Below are 17,372 nucleotides of genomic sequence, written 5' to 3' on the forward strand. Positions count from 1 at the left end.
AGGGGCAACCGCGGTGCAGTTGCCCCTGGGTCCCGGCGCTACGGCCGGGATGACAAGGAATAGGATGCAGGACTTGAAGCGTTTCCTCCTGACCGCCGCGTTCGCCGCCCTAGCCACCGCCGCCTCGGCGCAATCCCTGCTGGCCCCGGTGTTCAGCGACCACGCGGTCCTGCAACGCAGCCAGCCGATCCGGGTATGGGGCGCGGCCCAGCCCGGCGCCGGTGTCGAGATCGATCTGTCCGGCGCGATCACTTCGGCGACGGCCGACGACCAGGGCCGATGGTCCGCCGCGCTTGCGGCCCGCGAGCCCGGCGCGCCCCTGACCCTGACGGTCCGTTCCGGCGGCGAGCGCCAGACGATCTCGGACCTGCTGATGGGCGACGTCTGGCTGTGTTCGGGCCAGTCGAACATGGAGATGCCGCTCCGCCGGATCATGAACGGCGATGCCGAGACCGTAGGCGCGACCGATCCGAACATTCGCCTGCTGCAGACTGGCCGCGTCAGCCTGCCGGTTCCGACCGCGGCCCTCTCCAGGGAAGCGGTGTGGCGCGTCGCCAGCCCCGAAAGCGCTGCCAATTTTGCCGCTGCCTGCTTCTTCATGGGCCGCGACATCAAGAAAGCCACCGGCGTTCCTGTGGGCCTGATTGACGCCACCTGGGGCGGATCGATCATCCAGGACTGGATCGGCCGCGAAGGCCTGACGGCGCTGGGCAACTATGACGACGGCCTGGCGATCCTGTTGGAATATGCCCGCTCGCCCGCGGCCGGCATGGCCAGCTGGAACGCGATGCTGGAACGCTGGGCGGCGCGTGTGGAGCCCCAGGCCAGCCACTGGAATCGCCCCGATTTTGACGACCGCGCCTGGGCCAACCTGCCGACCGAGGGCTTCTGGGAAGCCGCGCCGACTCTGTCGACCTTCGACGGCGTGATCTGGCTGCGGGGCGCGATCACCCTGAGCGCCAAACAGGCCGCCCAGGCCGCGACCCTATCGCTGGGTCCGGTCGACGACCTCGACACCACCTTCGTCAACGGCCGGCCGGTGGGCTCGAAAGAGGGCTGGGATGCGCCCCGCGACTATCCCCTGGCGAGCGGCGTCCTCAAGGCCGGTCGCAATGTCATCGCCCTGCGGGTGGTCGACACCGGCGGCGGGGGCGGGGCCTGGGGGCCGGCGGCGCAGAAGGGTCTGAAGCTGGCCGATGGCCAGTTCGTGCCGCTGGACGGGGCCTGGCGCTACAGGGTCTCGGCCTCCCTGGACCAGGCCGGTTTGCCGCCGCACGCGCCCTGGCTGGGGGCCAGCGGTCTTTCGACTCTGCACAACGGCATGATCGCCCCCCTGGCGCCCTACGGCCTGAAGGGTTTCGCCTGGTACCAGGGCGAGTCCAATGCCACGCAGCCGCCGGAATATGCCCGCCTGATGCCGGCCCTGATCGCGGACTGGCGACGGGCGTTCGATAACCCGGACCTGCCGTTCCTGATGGTGCAGCTGGCCAGTTTCGGAGCCTACAGGTCGGTTCCCGCCGAGTCCGGCTGGGCGGCCCTGCGCGATGTTCAGCGACGCACGACCGCGGCCGATCCCAAGGTGGGCATGGCCTCGGCGGTCGACCTGGGCGACCTCTACGACATCCATCCCACCAACAAGCAGCAGGTCGGCGCGCGCCTGGCCCTGCTGGCCCGCAAGCTGGCCTATGGCGAGACAGCGCTGAACGCCGCCGGTCCCGCGCCGCTGTCGGCGCGCCGCGAGGGCGGGGCGGTGGTCGTGACCTTCGACCAGCCGCTGGTGGTGTTTGGCGCGGGCCGGCCGGCGGGGTTCGAGCTGTGCGACGCGACGGCGCCCTGTCGCTTTGTTGACGCGACCGTGGAGGGGGCCACCGTCTCCATGGCCGCGCCGGCGGGTGTGACGCCCGTCAAGGTGCGCTTCGCCTGGGCCGAGAGCCCGATCCTCAACCTCTATGGTTTCAACCGTCTGCCGGCGACGCCGTTCGAGCTGATCCTGAACTAGGGCCGCCAACTCGGCGCAGATGTCCCAGACCGCCCGGATCCTGGTCGAGTGCCTGCCGCTCGCCGAGCCCTTTGGGCCGGGGCCTAAACCGCCACGGTCTTGAGTCGGTCGCGCAGGGCGCCGAGTTCTTCCAACGGCAGGTCCAGCTGGCAGAGGATCTTCTCGGGGATCGTCGCGGCCTGGTCGCGCAGGGCCAGGCCTGTAGCGGTGAGGGCGACGATCACGCGGCGCTCGTCCTTGGGATCGCGGGCGCGCGCGATCAGGCCGCCGGCCTCAAGGCGTTTCAGCAGCGGGGTCAGGGTGCTGGAGTCGAGATCCAGCGCGTCGCCCAGGGCGCCGACGGTGCGCGGGCTGCTCTCCCACAGCACCAGCATGGCCAGGTACTGCGGATAGGTCAGGCCCAGGGCGTCGAGCAGCGGGCGATACAGCCGCGTGACGCGATTGGCCGCGCCATACAGGGCAAAGCACAGCTGACGGTCGAGGCGCAAAGCCTCGACCGGAGCGGATGCGGACTTGGACGTCGTCTGGCTCATGCGGCCTTTACGGTGATGGCGACATCGATATTGCCGCGCGTGGCGTTCGAATAGGGGCAGACCTTGTGCGCGATCGCAACCAGGGCTTCGGCGTCGGCCTGCGACAGGCCCTGGGTTTCGACTTCCAGAGCCACTTCCAGCTTGAAGCCGGCCTCGATGGGCAGCAGGCCGACCACGCCCGTGACCTGAGAGCCGGTCAGGGCGATCTTCTGCTGGCGGGCTACGTGGCCCATGGCGCTCTGGAAACAGGCGGCGTAGCCGGCCGCGAACAGCTGCTCGGGATTGGAGCCGGTTTCCTTGCCGCCCAGGGCCTTGGGCATGGACAGTTGCAGATCCAGCAAACCATCGTCGCTGCGGACATGGCCTTCACGGCCGCCGACGACGGTGGCGCGGGCTTCATAGAGAGTGCTCATGGGGTCGCTCCTTGTGAGTGATGATGTGAGCGATTTAATCGTGTACGATATAAATTCAAGACCCGTGCCCGAAATTAAATCGCGCGCGATGTGTTTCTTGGAAGGTCTCAGGCCGCCCAGGCGGCTGCGAACCGCTTGAGCAGCGAGCGGGCGGCGCTTTCGGCGCTGGATGTCACGGCTTCCAGGCGCAGGAAGAGGTCGCCGGCCGCATGCGGTCCGCGCGGCGGCAGGCCCTGGCCCGGCAGGCGGACGAGACCGCGCGAGGCAGCCTTGGTCGAGATCCAGGCCAGGCGGGGACCCAGGGCGGTGTCGACCTCGACCCGGCCGCCCTCGGCCAGGACGCGCTTGTCGATCTTGCCGGTCAGCCACAGGTCATCGCCCCGGATCAGGGCTTCGCGGGCGCCCTGGTGGCGAACCACGAAGGTGACGCCATCGACCCGGACCTTGTCGTCGACGCGCAGGCCGGGAGGCAGTTTCAGGCGCAACTGGCGGCCATCGATGGCCAGATCCATCGACCCGCCGCTGACGGCGGTGGCGACATCGATCTCCAGGATCGCCTGCTGGACAACCTCGGCGGCGGGCGTCGTGCAGGCCGGCGGGAAATGGATCGCTCGGGGCGGTGGCTGGTCCTGCAGCAGGCGATAGGCGGCCAGCACCTCGCGGAACAGGGCCGCATCACCGCCGGGACGATCGGGATGGGCCCGCTTGGCCGCTTCGCGATAGGCCGCCCGCAACTCGCGTTCGCCTGCGCCGGGCGCGACGCCCAGCAGGGCGCGGGCGGCGGAAAGGGTCAGGGAAGAGGTTGGCCGCGGAGACATCGAGCCGACCCTGCCGGGACTTGGTCAACGCCGGGTTAAGTTAAGACTTTCAGTTGCGGTGGTGGAGATGCGCCGGCGTGTCTATATGCCCCTCATGACCGAAGAGACCCTGATCCCCGCCTCGCCCAGCGAAGATGACTATGTCCGTCAGGTGACGCAGGCCGCGCCCCTGCCGCTGCTGCCGGAAAACGACCCGCTGGATTTGTTCGCCGAATGGCTGGCCGAGGCCGGCAAGAAGGAGCCCAACGATCCCAACGCCGTGGCGGTCTCGACGGTCGACGCCGATGGCATGCCGGATTCGCGGATGGTGCTGCTCAAGGATTTCGACGCCCGGGGCTTTGTCTTCTACACCAACACCCAGAGCGCCAAGGGCGTGGAGCTGACCGGCCAGCCCAAGGCGGCGCTGCTGTTTCACTGGAAGTCGTTGCGCCGGCAGGTGCGGATCCGCGGTGTGGTCGAGCCGGTCAGCCAGGCCGAGGCCGACGCCTATTTCGCCAGCCGCGCCCGTCACAGCCAGCTGGGCGCCTGGGCCAGCGACCAGTCGCGGCCTCTGCCCGATCGTCTGGCCCTGGAAAAGCGCGTCGCCGAGATGGGCCTGAAGTTTGGCCTCGGCAAGGTGCCGCGTCCGCCGCACTGGTCGGGCTATCGCGTGGTTCCGCAGGTCATCGAGTTCTGGCGCGACCGGCCGTTCCGTCTGCACGAACGGCTGGTCTATGACCGGGTCGGCGAGGGCTGGACGACCAGGCGGCTGTTTCCCTGAGTCAATTTGCCGCCCGCGACCCGTAGCGCGCCAGGAAGGTGTCGACCGCGTCGTCGCAGATGTCGGTCAGGGGCCGACCTGGCAGGGCTTCGTCGCCGGCCGTGAGACCCAGCACCAGGGTGACGTGGTCGATCATGCCCATCAGCTGGCCGGCCGCCCACGAGGGCTTGTCGACGACGATCTCGCCCGTCTGCACCAGGTCGTCGATCACCGCGATGGCCGCGCCGCCCAGCTCGTCGCGGGCGCCTTGCAGGAAATAGTCGGCCACCTCGTCGAAGCGCCGACGCTCGGCCGTGACCAGACGGAACATCGCCCGGGTCACCGGACGGGTCAGAAACAGCGCATAGGCGTTGACGAAGGCCAGCAGGCGGGTGCGGGCGTCGCCCCGGACGCGCACGCTTTCACGAACCGGCGCGGTGATGTCGCGCGCGGTTTCCAGCACAACGACCTTGAACAGATCAGCCTTGCCGGGGAAATAGGCATAGAGGGTCGCTGTCGAGACACAGGCGGCGCGGGCCACCACTTCCATGCCGGCGTCGCGATAGCCTTCGAGCAGGAACTGGGCCCGTGCGGCCGCGACGATTTCATGTCTCTTGTGTTCAGCCCTTTTGAGGCCGGCGCCCATCAGCATTTTAAAAACTCTAACCGTTACTGACCTGCAAGTTAATCGGGTATCGGGAACTGGCGCAAGCCATGGGCGAGGACTTGGGCTCGAGATTCGGTTATGGGACCCCGGCGCCGGTCTGCGAGCGCGAAACGACAGGATTTTGGGCGTGAACAAGGACGCTGAGAGCGCGCGCGAACAGGAAGTGGCGGCCTGGTTCGCCCAGCGGGCCGAGAACACGATCGAAACCTCCTGCGCCCGGGTGTTCCTGATCGGCGACGCCGCCTTCAAGGTGAAGCGTCCCGTCGATTTCGGCTTCCTCGACTATTCCACCCTGGAGCTGCGGCGCTGGGCGCTGGAGCGCGAGCTGGCGTTCAACCGCGCCGCCGCGCCCGACATCTATCGCACCGTCCGGCGACTGACCCGCGACGCCGGGGGCGGTCTTGAGGTCGATGGCGAGGGCGAGGTCGTCGAATATGCGCTGGAGATGCGGCGCTTCGACGAGCAGGGCGTTCTGGCCACCCAGCCCTGGGCCATTGACGATGCTCTGGAAGACGCTCTGGGTCGCACCGTGGCGCGCTTCCACGACGGCGCGACCCTGCGGCCGCAGGGCGGCGGCGTGAATGCTCTGGGCTACACGATCCGCTCCAACGCCAATCTGCTCAGGGGCCTGGCCCCACGTCTGGGCTCGCTGGCCGTCGAGCGCCTGATCGCCGAGACCGATCTGGCCCTGGAGCGCCTTGGACCGCTGCTGGACGCCCGCGCCACCGAGGGCTTCGCCCGCCACTGCCATGGCGACCTGCACCTGGGGAACATCCTGATCGAGGACGGCAGGCCGATCCTGTTCGACTGCATCGAGTTCAACGACACCCTGTCGGACATCGACATCCAGTACGACCTGGCCTTCCTGCTGATGGATCTGGACTTCCGTCGTCGCCGCGACGCGGCCGGCCGGGTGCTGAACGCCTATCTGGACGAGGCGGCCCGCAGCTTTGGCGACGGTCTGTGGACCGGGCTGGCCGCCCTGCCGCTGATGCTGTCGGTGCGCGCCGCCGTGCGCACCCACGTATGGGCCTATACCGGCGACGACGAGGCTGCGCGGGCCTATCTGGCCACGGCCCTGGAGCATCTGGCGCCCAAGCCGGTCAGCCTGGTGGCGACCGGGGGGCTGTCGGGCTCGGGCAAGTCGACCTTCGCCCGCGTGTGCGCGCCCGGCCTGGGCTCGGCCCCCGGCGCGGTGGTCCTTCGGACGGACGAGATCCGCAAGCGCCTGTGGGGCGTGCCCTCGCTGCATCGCCTGCCGCGCGAGGCCTATACGCCGGAGATGAGCGTGCGGGTCTATGACCAGCTGTTCAACGACGCGGCCCTGGCCCTCAAGGCTGGCCGGTCGGTGGTGCTGGACGCGGTGTTCATGAAGCCCGAAGAGCGCGCCCGGGCCGAGGCCCTGGCCGCCTTCGCCGATGTCGCCTTCCAGGGCGTCTGGCTGGAGGCGCCGCCGGAAGTCCTGCGCGCGCGGGTCGCCGCGCGGGTCAATGATGCGTCGGACGCCGACGTCGCCGTGCTGGAAACCCAGCTGAGCCGCCAGACCGGCGACATCGCCTGGCGCCGGGTCGACACGGTCAGCGCGTTTGAAGACGAGGCGCGGGCCCTGGCCGAGACGATGGGCTAGGCGGCGCGTAACGCTTTCGCCAAGAAGAGGGATTGGAAGCATTGTGTTGAGCAACTTAAGGCTTGGTCTGGTTGCCGTGATCGCCAGTGGGTTGGCGTGCAGCGCCACTGCCCCGGCGTCGGCGCAAGACGCTGATTCACCGGGGATCCGTTGGGTTAGGAAGCCAGTCTGGTCACGCGTACCCACGGAGGACGAGATCCTCGGCGCCTACCCTTATCGGACCTCCAAGCTCATCGAGGGCGGGAGCGCGATCATCGTCTGCCAAGTCACCAGCGAGGGAGCGCTGTCGCCCTGCATGGTGCGATCGGAAGATCCGGCCCTCTACGGGTTCGGCCGCTCGGCCCTAGCCGTCGCCAAGTTTATGCAGATGGCCCCGCGAGGCTCCGACGGCCAGCCAACGTCCGGCGCCTATGTCGCTGTCCCGATCATGTTCCGGCTTCCTCCCGAACAGCTTCCGCCTGAGGCCACGCTGCGTTGAGGCTTCCGAACTGGATGGCGACCTCTAGCCTTGAGGCGCCAGATTTTGCCTTCAGGCCGCGCCGTGCAGCGCGCCCGTCCCGGGCATGTCGGCGCTGACGGCCCGGGCGATCGCCGTGATCAGGGCCGCCGGATTGACCGGCTTTCCCAGGTGATCGTTGAAGCCCATCTTCAGGAAGCGCTCGCGGTCACCGGCCATGGTCGAGGCCGTCAGGGCGATGACCGGCAGGTTCGGATCGCCCGCAGCCCCGGAGCGAATGGCCCCCAGCGCGGTGATGCCGTCCATCACTGGCATGTTGATGTCCATCAGCACGCAGTCGAAGCCGCCGCCGGCCATGGCCTCCAGAGCCACCTGGCCGTTGTCGACCACGGTCAGGGACAGGCCTGTGGGTTCCAGCATGGTCTTGACGACCAACTGGTTGATCGCATTGTCCTCGGCCATCAGCACCCGGACCGAAGTCATCGAGGCGTCGTCGTCCCGCGTCGCTTCGGTCGCCTGTAGCGGCTCCGCCTCGGGCGCGCGGAGGCTGAAGATGAAGCAGGCGCCGCTGTCGCAGGGCGCCAGGGTCAGGTCGCCGCCCATCTGCCGGGCCAGGGCGCGCGAGATGGTCAGGCCCAGGCCCGCGCCGCCATGACGCCGCGAGATGGTGTCGTCGGCCTGGGTGAAGCTTTCGAAAACACGCCCCGCAGCCTCGGGCGGCACGCCCGGCCCGGTGTCGCGAACGGCGAAAAAGATCTCCTGCCCGCGGCTGGTCGGTGCGTGGGGCGCATAGACGTGCAGCTCGACGCCGCCTTCGACGACGAACTTCAGGGCGTTGGAAACCAGGTTCATCAGCACCTGACGCACACGCAGGGCGTCGCCTTCGATCCAGGCTGGAACCCCGGCGTCGAACCGGATCGACAGGTCGAGGTTCTTGACGACGGCGACGTCACGCCAGGCGCTGACGATGTCGTCGACGGTCTCTTGCAGATTGAACGGCTCGGGAATCAGTTCGACCTTGCCGGCCTCGATGCGCGACAGGTCCAATACGTCGTTGAGCAGATGCATCAGATTGTCGCCTGACTTGATCATCAGTCGAACCTGCTCGCGCTGGGGCGCATCCAGGCTGGAACGCGACAGGGCGTGGGCCATGCCCAGCAGGCCGTTCATCGGGGTGCGCAGTTCGTGGCTGGTGACGGCGATGAAGGTGGACTTGGCGCGGGCGGCTTCGAGTGCGCGCTCGCGCTCCTCGCGCAGGCCGAGGGTCAGCTCGTCCATGCGCCGGGCGGCGGCGCGGTTGGAGATCATGGTGTTGATCGTGTTCAGCGTCAGGATCAGCAGGGCCCACCGGGCCGTATCGGGGCCAATGCCGTGTGCGTCGTAAAAGAAGAAGGGAAACACCATCAGGCTGGTCAGGGGCGCGACGGCGCTGACCGCCACCAGAGTCCAGGGCTGGTGGCGGAAATTCTGCGTGTAGACGATCTGTCCAACCCACACGGCGAGCGCCGCCAGCTTCAGGTCGGCTGTGGTGGAGAACCACAGCATGGCGGCCAGCCAGGCCCAGATCATGTTGATCGGCAGCGCGGCCAGCACAAACGCCGCGCGGAGACGGGGCGAGCCAGGGACGCCTGGCGCGAACTGGCGTGTCGTCCATCGGGCCAGGCCCTCCGCTGCGAGCAGCGAGGTCAGCCAGGTCAGCGCCATGGGGGCGCCGAGTGCGCCTCCGATCACCAAGGCCGCTACCGCCGCCGAAATGACGCGCGCCATGAGCAGGCGATGGGTGTCCATCGCCACCTCATCCAGCCGTTCATCAGCCCAGGGGGATTGCAACCAGCGCACCGAATCATCCTGACCAGGCCGGGGGTGGCCGAGCGCGTCAGGCTAGCCTGTTAAGCCAAATCAAACTTTGCGGCGGCCTGCGGCGGATCAGCGCGGGCGCGAGTGAGGCGCGACGATGCAACCGCACGCCGTTCAGCGAACGCTTTTAGCGTTCGCCCTTCGCGCGCGGCGCGTTGCGCGCAGAGGCCCCGCCCGGTAGCCTCTCCCGCATAACAAGAAGCCTTTCGGGAGAGCCAGTTCGATGCAGGGGTTGATGCAGCACGGGGCGTTGACGGTCGACAAGATCATCGACCACGCCGCCCAGTGGCACGGTAGCCGCGAAGTCGTGACGCGGTCGGTCGAGGGGCCGATCGTGCGGACGACGTACGGCGCCATCCGCGATCGCGCCAGGCGGGTGTCCAACGCTCTGCTGTCACTGGGGATCAAGCCGGGCGACCGCGTCGCGACCCTGGCCTGGAACACCGGTCGGCACATGGAAGCCTGGTACGGCATCATGGGCATCGGCGCGGTGTGCCACACCCTGAATCCGCGCCTGTTCCCCGAGCAGATCGCCTGGATCGCCGACCATGCCGGCGACCGGGTGCTGTTCACCGACCTGACCTTTCTGCCGATCGTGGCGGCGATCCTGCCCAAGGTTCCCAGCATCGAGCACGTGGTCGTCTTCACCGACGGCGCGCACATGCCGGCCTTCGCGCCAGCTAGCGAGGCGCCGCATTTCAAGGGCGTCCACTGTTTCGAGACCCTGATCGACAGCCACGGCGCCGACTGCGCCTGGGGCGGCTTCGACGAGGGAACGGCGGCGGGGCTGTGCTACACCTCGGGGACGACGGGCGACCCCAAGGGGGTGATGTATTCGCACCGCTCCAATTTCCTGCACACCCTGATCACCCTGCAGCCCGACGTGATGGGCCTGTCGCAGCGCGATGTGATCCTGCCGGTGGTGCCGATGTTCCACGCCAACGCCTGGGGCGTGGCGTTCTCGGCGCCCGCGACCGGGTCCAAGATGGTGCTGCCCGGCGCCAAGATGGATGGCGCGTCGATCTATGAGCTGCTGGACAGCGAGGGGGTCACCTTCTCGGCGGCCGTGCCGACGGTCTGGCAGATGCTTCTGCAGCACCTGCGCGACAACGATCTGAAGCTGCCGGTCCTCAAGAAGGTGGTGATCGGCGGGGCGGCCTGTCCCGAGCACATCATTCGCGCCTTTCAGGAAGACTACGACGTCGAGGTCGTGCACGCCTGGGGCATGACCGAAACCTCGCCGGTCGGCACCCTGTCGGTGCTGACGGACGAACTGGTCAAGCTGCCCTACGACCAGCAGATGCCCTATCGCCTCAAGCAGGGCCGACCACCCCTGGGTGTCGAGCTCAAGCTGACCGATGACGCCGGTCAGCGCCTGCCGCACGACGGCAAGAGCTTCGGCAATCTGAAGATCAAGGGACCGACCATCGCCGGCGAATATTTCCGGGGCGCCGGCGGCAACATCCTCGACGACGAGGGCTTCTTCGACACCGGCGACGTGGCCACGATCGACGGTCACGGCTTCATGCAGATCACCGACCGCGCCAAGGACGTGGTGAAGTCCGGCGGCGAGTGGATCAGCACCATCGAGATCGAGAATATCGCTGCGGGGCATCCCAAGGCGGCTCTGGCGGCGGTGATCGGCGTGCCCCATCCCAAGTGGGACGAACGGCCGATCCTGCTGATCAAGCTCAAGGAGGGCGAGACCGCCACCCGCGAAGAGTTCCTCGAGTTCCTGCAGGGCAAGATCGCCAAGTGGTGGATGCCCGACGACGTCTTGTTCGTCGACGACATCCCGCTGGGCGCCACCGGCAAGATCGACAAGAAGCTGATCCGCCAGCGGCTGAAGGACTATGTGCTGCCGACCGCTGTGGCCGCCGCGCCGACCCTGGCCGCCGCCGATGGCGGCCAGGCCGCGCGCATCTATGCGCCAGATCCGGTAGAGACGCCGTTCGATGTGGAGGCGATCGCCTCGGGGGAGCTTGAGGCCGGGGCGGTTCAAGTCGAAACCGCCCCGGCCGAGATCGAGCCGACCTTCGTCGTCGCACCTGACATCCAGACTCTGCCGCCTGCGGAAGACCTGCCGCCGGCCGAGGACCTGAACGACCAGCCCCTGAGGCTGCACGAGCCCGAGGCCGCCGCGCCGCCCGTCGCCACACCCGTGGTCTCGGTCGCTGAGGACCTGCCGTTCGCCGTGCCCCTCACGCCGCGCGATCGGCGCAAGGCCAAGGCCGCCGCCGCCAAGGTCGGCCAGACGCCGTCCTGGGCGCCGCTCTATCTGGACCTGGCCCTGGTCATCGCCCTGGTCCCCGGATTGCTGGTGGCGGTTGGCGCGCTTGGCGTGAAGTTTGGCCTTCTGGACCTGCCGCTCGGCTACGCCCTGATGGCCCAGGACTGGGCGCCGAAGGTGGCGCTCCTCAGCGTCGCCACGGGCGTGCTGGGCCTGATCATCGCCCTGATGGTCGGGTTCGGAAAGCTGTGGAAGCGGGTTCTGCTGATCCTGCTGATCACCGCCGCCACCATCGCCGCCATGCTGGGCGTCAACGCCGTTGGCGGCCGGGCTCCGCCGCTGCACGACGTGGCCACCGACTGGAAGACGCCCCTGGGCTTTTCCGACGCGGCCCTGGCTGCGCGCGGGGGCTCGGCCCAGGCGGTCGAGGATGATCCCAGCCTGCCGGTCGGTTCGGTGGTCTTCGCGGGCCGCCGGGTCGCCGACGTCAATGCCGAGACCTGCGCTGCGGCGCGGCCTCTGGTGATGGAACGCGCGCCCGCCGACGCCTATGAGGCGGCCAAGGCGGCGGTGCTGGCTTCGGGCCTGACCCTGATCACCGACGATCCGATGGACGGACGGCTGGAGGCCACCGGCAGCAGCTACTGGTACGGGCTGGTTGACGACCTGGTGGTGCGGGTGCGGCCCGACGCCGCCGGGGCGCGGGTCGACATGCGCTCGATCAGTCGCGAGGGCGGCGCCGACATGGGCCGCAACTGCCGGCGGATCGAAGGCCTGCTGATCGCTATCAAGGGCTAGACGCTCAAGGCAGCCTGTAGCCCGCGTCCAGATCCGCTGCCCCGTCGCAGACCACACGGCCTTCGCGGACCAACTGCTGGATGTGGGCCAGCACCGACATGGCGGCGGCCGGGTGCAGTCGCGGATCGACCGCCGCATAGAGCACCGGCACCATCGCCTTGATCTGCCCGTGGCCGGCGGCCAGGGCGTCCAGGATCTGGGCCTCCCGCGCCCGGCGGTGGGCGATATAGGCGTCGACGAAGGGCGTGACCTCGCGGATGGGCGCGCCGTGCGTGGGCCACAGGGTGTCGAAGCTGCGGGCCTTCACCTTGTCCAGGCTGGCGAAATAGTCGCCCATGTCGCCGTCTGGCGGGGTGATGACCGTGGTCGACCAGCCCATGATGTGATCGCCGCAGAAGAGGGCGTTCTCTTCCTTCAGGCCAAAACAGACATGGTTGGAGGTGTGGCCGGGCGTGGTGATGGCGTCCAGCGTCCAGCCGGGGCCGGACAGGACCTGGCCGTCGACCAGCTCGACATCGGGCCTGAAGCGGCCGTCGGCGCCTTCCTCGAGCCCGGCCCCTTCGGGTCCCCTTGAGGCCTCTCCAGGGTCTGACGGGGCAGGGCGGCCATAGATCGTGGCCCCGGTCAGATCGGCCAGGGGGCGGGCGAGGGGGGAATGGTCCAGGTGGTGGTGGGTGACCAGGATATGGGTCACGCGCTCGCCCTTCAGCGCCGCCAGCAGGGCGTCGAGATGTTCGGCGATCTCGGGGCCGGGATCGATCACCGCCACCTCGCCCGAGCCGACGATATAGACTCCGGTGCCGGTATAGGTGAACGGCCCCGGATTGCGGGCGATCACCCGCCGTATCAGCGGCGAGACCTGATCGCAGCGGCCATACTCGAACTCGATCTCGCGAATATAGGGGATCATGGCTGTCTCCGGCGCCGGTCTTGCGGATGACCCCTCCAGTAACCCTTGGAGGACGAGCCATGGTGGCGGACGCGGCGATTTTTGTCTCAAAACGGCTTCAGCGCGCTGCCTTCGCCGTGCTGTGTCTCGTGATGGCCCAGTTCGTCCTGGCCAGCTGCGAGGCGGAACAGTCCCCGATGGCGGCCCGGGTGTCGCTCTAGGCGCACTCTATATAGCGAGCGCGGCTCAGCCGGGCAGGACGCCCGACAGGTCATAGCCGGCCGCTGCGCCCTGGCTGACCAGGGTCTGGCGGTCACTGGCGCCTGTCAGGGCCTGGCCGAGCGACCAGGTGACGATCGAGCGTGTCCCCGAACGACAGAAGGCCAGCACCGGTCCGCCTGCGGCCTCCACGGCGCGCTGGACGGCCTCGACCTGATCAGGGCTCGGTCCGCCCCGCACCGGGATGTGCACATAGTCCAGGCCCGCTGCGCGAGCCGCCGCCTCGATCACGGCGCTGGAAGGTTGGCTGGGGTCTTCGCCATCAGGCCGGTTGTTGATGACCAGAACGAATCCCTCGGCGGCCGCCCGGGCGATGTCGGCTTCCGTCACCTGCGGGCTGACGGAAAGGGAGTCGGTGACGCGTCGGAAGTCGCTCATGGGTGCTCGCTCAGCTCGCTGACCAGCCTGCCGCGGAAACGCGCGGCCAGCGCGGCATCATCACGAGAGCCGGGCGCCGTGGCAACGGGCATTGGGGCCCGAACATGCCCTTGAAACGATCATTGGCCGAAATCGATGTGCGGAAATTGAACCATAAAGGGGTGGAAAACACCGATATTCCGACGGATCGTTGGAATGCGTTTCGGTATTGTCAAGATTGGCGAGGTGGATTTTGCCGACCCTTACAACCTTGAGATAGCAATGTTCACCGAGCGCTGACTGGTCAAATTTTTCTACAAAACCAAGCTTTTAGGGGAAGCTTGGCCTGCAGCTCGGCCTGGTGCGTCGAATGGTCCGACCGACTTTGACAAGAATGGGGCGCCGGTGTTGCGTTTTTACGACAGCGGTGAGCCATGTGGGTTACCGAGTTGTAATGCCAATTGACCCAAAACTGTCATGGCTCCTAACGTCCCCGCCAACCGGGGGAAATGTTTTCCGGGACACCAGTAATCTCGTGATGCACTCGGTGCGGATTTCCGCGCCCGCCGGACGAAAAGTCTTCTTGCAGGGGCCTGTCCGGCCGAAACGTCGCATCACGCTAGAGGGGATAAGATGAACATGAACTCCACAAAGGGTAGCGTTCGCGCGCGTCTGTTGACGTCGACGCTGCTGGCAGGTCTCGCGTCGATCGCGACGCCGCTGGCCATCACGACTGTCGCCACGGCCATTCCGACCATCGCCAGCGCCCAACAGACCGGCGCCCTGCGTATCGCCGTCACCGGCTCCAACGGCGCGCCCCTGTCGGGCGCCAATGTCGTTGTCCGTTCGCCTGACAGCCTGGTGTCCAAGTCCGCCGTGACCGACAACGACGGTCGCGCTCGCCTGGCCGGCCTGGATCCGTCCACCAACTACACCGTCACGGTTTCGGCCGCCGGCTTCAACGACTACAGCGCCAGCAACGTCGCTGTCGTCAGCGGCAAGGACCTGAGCGTCGGGTACGCCCTGGCCGCCGTCGCCGATGCGAACGCCGTCGAAGAAATCATCGTCACCGGCGTCTCGCTGGCCGCCGTTGACGTCACCTCGGCGACCGTCGGCACCACCCTGACCCTGGACGTCGTGGAATCGCTCCCGACCGGCCGTAACTATCAGAGCTACCTGCAACTGGTTCCGGGCGTGAAGCCCTCGACCGGCGGCAACCCCGCTTCGCGTTCGGGCATGAACTACTCGGACGTCGGCGGCACCACCGGCGCCTCGACCGACAACGTCTACTACCTCGACGGCGTTGACGTCACCGACCCGACCGCCGGCACCTTCGGCGCCAACTTCAACTCCGAAATCATCCAGGAACAACAAGTGATCGTCGGCGGCGTGCCGGTCGAATACGCTGGTGGTTCGGGCCTGGTTTCGCGCGTTGTCACCAAGTCGGGCTCCAACGAGTGGCACGGTTCGGTCAACTACTACCTGCAGAACGACAGCCTGGTCTCCAAGGACAAGCACGCCACGTCGGGCGGCTTCAAGACCTATGACACCGCCTTCACCCTGGGCGGCCCGGTCATCAAGGATCGCCTCTGGGTCTTCGGTTCGTACCAGAAGAAGCACCGCGAAGATGAAGTCCTCGATCCGGCGACCGGCGCTGTCCGCCGCTCGGTCGAGCGCGACGACAAGTACGCCTTCTTCAAGGCCACCTGGCAGATCACCGACAACGACCGCCTGACCGGCTCGTTCTTCAACGACCCGACCGAAATCAGCGGTTCGTCGCTGTCGACCGTGCTGAACAATCGCGACCGTGCGACCAAGCAGGGCGGCGACAACTACAAGATTGAGTACGCCCGCACCTGGGGCGATCTGCAGACCAACGCCTACTACTACAACCACAAGGGCGAGTTCACCCAGAACGCCGCCGTCCAGACCGTTCGCGACAACATCAGCTTCCAGAGCAACGCAGGCTCCACGCTCGCGCAGCGCCAGCTGGGCGGCTTCGGTTCGAACCTCGAACAGCATCGTGACCGTGAAGAGTACGGCCTGACCGCTGAATACTATCTGGACACGTCGTTCGGCAGCCACACCTTCAAGGCCGGCTATACGAACTCGACCAACACCTATGAAGAAAACGGCTCGGTTCCGGGCGGCGCGACCTACGCCTCGCTCGCGTCGATCTATGCCGGCAAGTCCTATGCCGACTATACCGGTCTGTCTCAGGGCGGTATTGCTCCTCCGAGCATGACGGCCCGATCCGTCGTTCAGGCTGATAACCCCCGCGTTATTGCCGCGATCAACGCCAACGCCACGGCTCGCGCCGCCGTTGACACCGATGCCAACGGCACCGTCTCGGTTGCGGAACTGAACGCCTACCGCTTCACCAGCACCGCGGGTAACCCCTACGGCAACGTCAACGTTTACCGCGCCCTGCGCACGGTCAACGCGCCTTACTCGGTGAAGAGCGAAGGCCAGACCCTGTACGCCCAGGACACCTGGACCTGGAACCAGCTGACGGTCGGCGCCGGTGTCCGCGCCGAAAAGTGGGAGCACTTCGCTTCCGACGGCAGCAAGTCGGCGACCTTCGACTGGGAAATCGCACCCCGCGTCAACATCGTTTACGATCTGTTCGGCAACGGCCGCAGCAAGCTGTTCGCCTTCGCCGGCCGTTATTACGATCCCGTTCGTAATAACATGTCCGACTTTGCCGGCGCCCTGACGGGCCCCGTCGACCAAGAGCAGGTCTTCATCGGCGGCCAGTGGGTCACCTTCCGCACCCGCGGTGGCGCGACCACGCCTGACGCCCTGTTCTCGCCGAGCACCAAGACCCCGTACACCAACGAGTTCATGATCGGCGGCTCGACCACCTTCGGTTCGAGCATCGGCGTGTCGGCGACCCTGACGCACCGCGAGACCCGCGACATCCTGGAAGACTTCGATCTGGCGCTGTACTCGGATCCGAGCCTGACGGTCGCCACCGCTCCCGAAGGCTACGCCGCCCCGGGTTCGGCGTTCTACCTGCCGTATTCGTACTTCGGCTACACCACTGCTCCGAACGCGAACTACGTCCTGGGCACCCTGCCGGGTGGCGAGCGTAACTACACGGGCTTCGAATTCACCGTCACCAAGTTCAAGACCACGAACTGGCAAGGTCAGGCTTCGTACACCCACAACAAGGCCGAGGGTAACTCCAACTCGGACAGCAACGCCGACTTCCAGGGCGACTGGGTTGCGCTCGATCCGCGCGCTCCGAACGTCTACGGAAAGCAGCCTGGCAACATCAAGCACCAGTTCAAGGCTTATGGCTCGTATGACTTCGACTTCGGTCTGCAGGCCAGCGGCGTGTTCAACTGGAACAGCGGCACCCTCTACACGCCGTCGCAGCTGATCAGCGGCCGTTACTTCGCGCCCATGGACAATGCCTACAGCTGGGGCGGCGTTAAGGACACCTACCTGCAGGCCGGCAAGGTCGGCAGCGAAACGGCTCCGTCGTACTACACCTTCGACATGCGTCTGAAGTATGTGCGCGACCTGCCGATCGGCAAGGCCGAGTTCTTCCTCGACGTCTTCAACGTGCTGAACAAGCAATCGGCAACCGACGAGATGAAGCTGGAAGCCGGCGACGGCATCTACAAGTTTGGCCAAGCTAACAACTGGGTCCAACCGCGTCGTGCTTACCTCGGCGTCCGTTACGCCTTCTAATCGAGGCTCT

At 67.1% G+C, this 17,372-nt stretch carries 14 protein-coding genes; 7 read left to right on the forward strand and 7 right to left on the reverse strand.

The window, feature by feature from the left end; translation table 11 throughout:
• Positions 1-73 precede the first annotated feature (73 nt).
• Positions 74-1,999: a sialate O-acetylesterase gene (locus ACW17Z_RS15535; RefSeq protein ID WP_492056653.1), complete on the forward strand. Its 1,926-nt coding sequence runs from the start codon at positions 74-76 to the stop codon at positions 1,997-1,999.
• 83 nt (positions 2,000-2,082) lie between these two features.
• Here the strand turns inward: ACW17Z_RS15535 and ACW17Z_RS15540 are convergent, their stop codons facing one another.
• The 3 genes from ACW17Z_RS15540 to ACW17Z_RS15550 form a co-directional block, all read right to left on the reverse strand.
• The gene (locus tag ACW17Z_RS15540) at positions 2,083-2,532 is read right to left on the reverse strand and encodes a MarR family winged helix-turn-helix transcriptional regulator (protein ID WP_492056654.1); all 450 of its coding nucleotides are present in this window, start codon (positions 2,530-2,532) and stop codon (positions 2,083-2,085) included.
• Positions 2,529-2,945, reverse strand: a complete 417-nt coding sequence (locus ACW17Z_RS15545; protein ID WP_492056655.1) for an organic hydroperoxide resistance protein — start codon at positions 2,943-2,945, stop codon at positions 2,529-2,531. The genes ACW17Z_RS15540 and ACW17Z_RS15545 overlap by 4 nt, the downstream gene beginning before the upstream one ends.
• A gap of 107 nt (positions 2,946-3,052) precedes the next feature.
• Complete coding sequence (locus ACW17Z_RS15550; RefSeq protein WP_419320340.1) at positions 3,053-3,763, reverse strand: DnaJ domain-containing protein; 711 nt, start codon at positions 3,761-3,763, stop codon at positions 3,053-3,055.
• A 94-nt stretch (positions 3,764-3,857) separates the two neighbouring features.
• Between ACW17Z_RS15550 and pdxH the strand changes: the two genes are divergently transcribed.
• The gene (gene pdxH / locus ACW17Z_RS15555; RefSeq protein WP_492058542.1) at positions 3,858-4,523 is read left to right on the forward strand and encodes a pyridoxamine 5'-phosphate oxidase; all 666 of its coding nucleotides are present in this window, start codon (positions 3,858-3,860) and stop codon (positions 4,521-4,523) included.
• Position 4,524: 1 nt separating this feature from the next.
• Here pdxH and ACW17Z_RS15560 read toward each other — a convergent pair whose 3' ends face one another.
• Complete coding sequence (locus tag ACW17Z_RS15560) at positions 4,525-5,154, reverse strand: TetR/AcrR family transcriptional regulator (protein ID WP_492056656.1); 630 nt, start codon at positions 5,152-5,154, stop codon at positions 4,525-4,527.
• A 142-nt stretch (positions 5,155-5,296) separates the two neighbouring features.
• Between ACW17Z_RS15560 and ACW17Z_RS15565 the strand changes: the two genes are divergently transcribed.
• Both ACW17Z_RS15565 and ACW17Z_RS15570 read left to right on the forward strand, forming a co-directional pair.
• On the forward strand, positions 5,297-6,796 hold the full coding sequence (locus ACW17Z_RS15565; protein ID WP_492056657.1) for a bifunctional aminoglycoside phosphotransferase/ATP-binding protein: 1,500 nt from the start codon (positions 5,297-5,299) through the stop codon (positions 6,794-6,796).
• 76 nt (positions 6,797-6,872) lie between these two features.
• The gene (locus ACW17Z_RS15570) at positions 6,873-7,274 is read left to right on the forward strand and encodes a TonB family protein (protein ID WP_492058543.1); all 402 of its coding nucleotides are present in this window, start codon (positions 6,873-6,875) and stop codon (positions 7,272-7,274) included.
• A gap of 51 nt (positions 7,275-7,325) precedes the next feature.
• Here the strand turns inward: ACW17Z_RS15570 and ACW17Z_RS15575 are convergent, their stop codons facing one another.
• Entirely contained in the window at positions 7,326-9,041 is a 1,716-nt protein-coding gene (locus ACW17Z_RS15575; RefSeq protein ID WP_492056658.1) for an ATP-binding protein, read from the reverse strand.
• A 292-nt stretch (positions 9,042-9,333) separates the two neighbouring features.
• Between ACW17Z_RS15575 and ACW17Z_RS15580 the strand changes: the two genes are divergently transcribed.
• Positions 9,334-12,138 carry a long-chain-fatty-acid--CoA ligase gene (locus tag ACW17Z_RS15580; protein WP_492056659.1) on the forward strand — a complete coding sequence of 935 codons (2,805 nt, stop codon included), beginning with the start codon at positions 9,334-9,336 and terminating at the stop codon, positions 12,136-12,138.
• 4 nt (positions 12,139-12,142) lie between these two features.
• Here ACW17Z_RS15580 and ACW17Z_RS15585 read toward each other — a convergent pair whose 3' ends face one another.
• Positions 12,143-13,048, reverse strand: a complete 906-nt coding sequence (locus tag ACW17Z_RS15585) for an MBL fold metallo-hydrolase (protein WP_492056660.1) — start codon at positions 13,046-13,048, stop codon at positions 12,143-12,145.
• 59 nt (positions 13,049-13,107) lie between these two features.
• On the opposite strand from ACW17Z_RS15585, the gene ACW17Z_RS15590 reads away from it, so the two are divergent.
• Positions 13,108-13,248, forward strand: a complete 141-nt coding sequence (locus tag ACW17Z_RS15590; protein ID WP_419320352.1) for a hypothetical protein — start codon at positions 13,108-13,110, stop codon at positions 13,246-13,248.
• 25 nt (positions 13,249-13,273) lie between these two features.
• Here the strand turns inward: ACW17Z_RS15590 and ACW17Z_RS15595 are convergent, their stop codons facing one another.
• Positions 13,274-13,684: a TIGR01244 family sulfur transferase gene (locus ACW17Z_RS15595; RefSeq protein WP_492056661.1), complete on the reverse strand. Its 411-nt coding sequence runs from the start codon at positions 13,682-13,684 to the stop codon at positions 13,274-13,276.
• A gap of 618 nt (positions 13,685-14,302) precedes the next feature.
• Here ACW17Z_RS15595 and ACW17Z_RS15600 point away from each other — a divergent pair.
• The gene (locus ACW17Z_RS15600; RefSeq protein WP_492056662.1) at positions 14,303-17,362 is read left to right on the forward strand and encodes an outer membrane beta-barrel protein; all 3,060 of its coding nucleotides are present in this window, start codon (positions 14,303-14,305) and stop codon (positions 17,360-17,362) included.
• Positions 17,363-17,372 lie beyond the last annotated feature (10 nt).

The sequence above is a fragment of the Caulobacter sp. GSs2 genome, assembly GCF_058680895.1.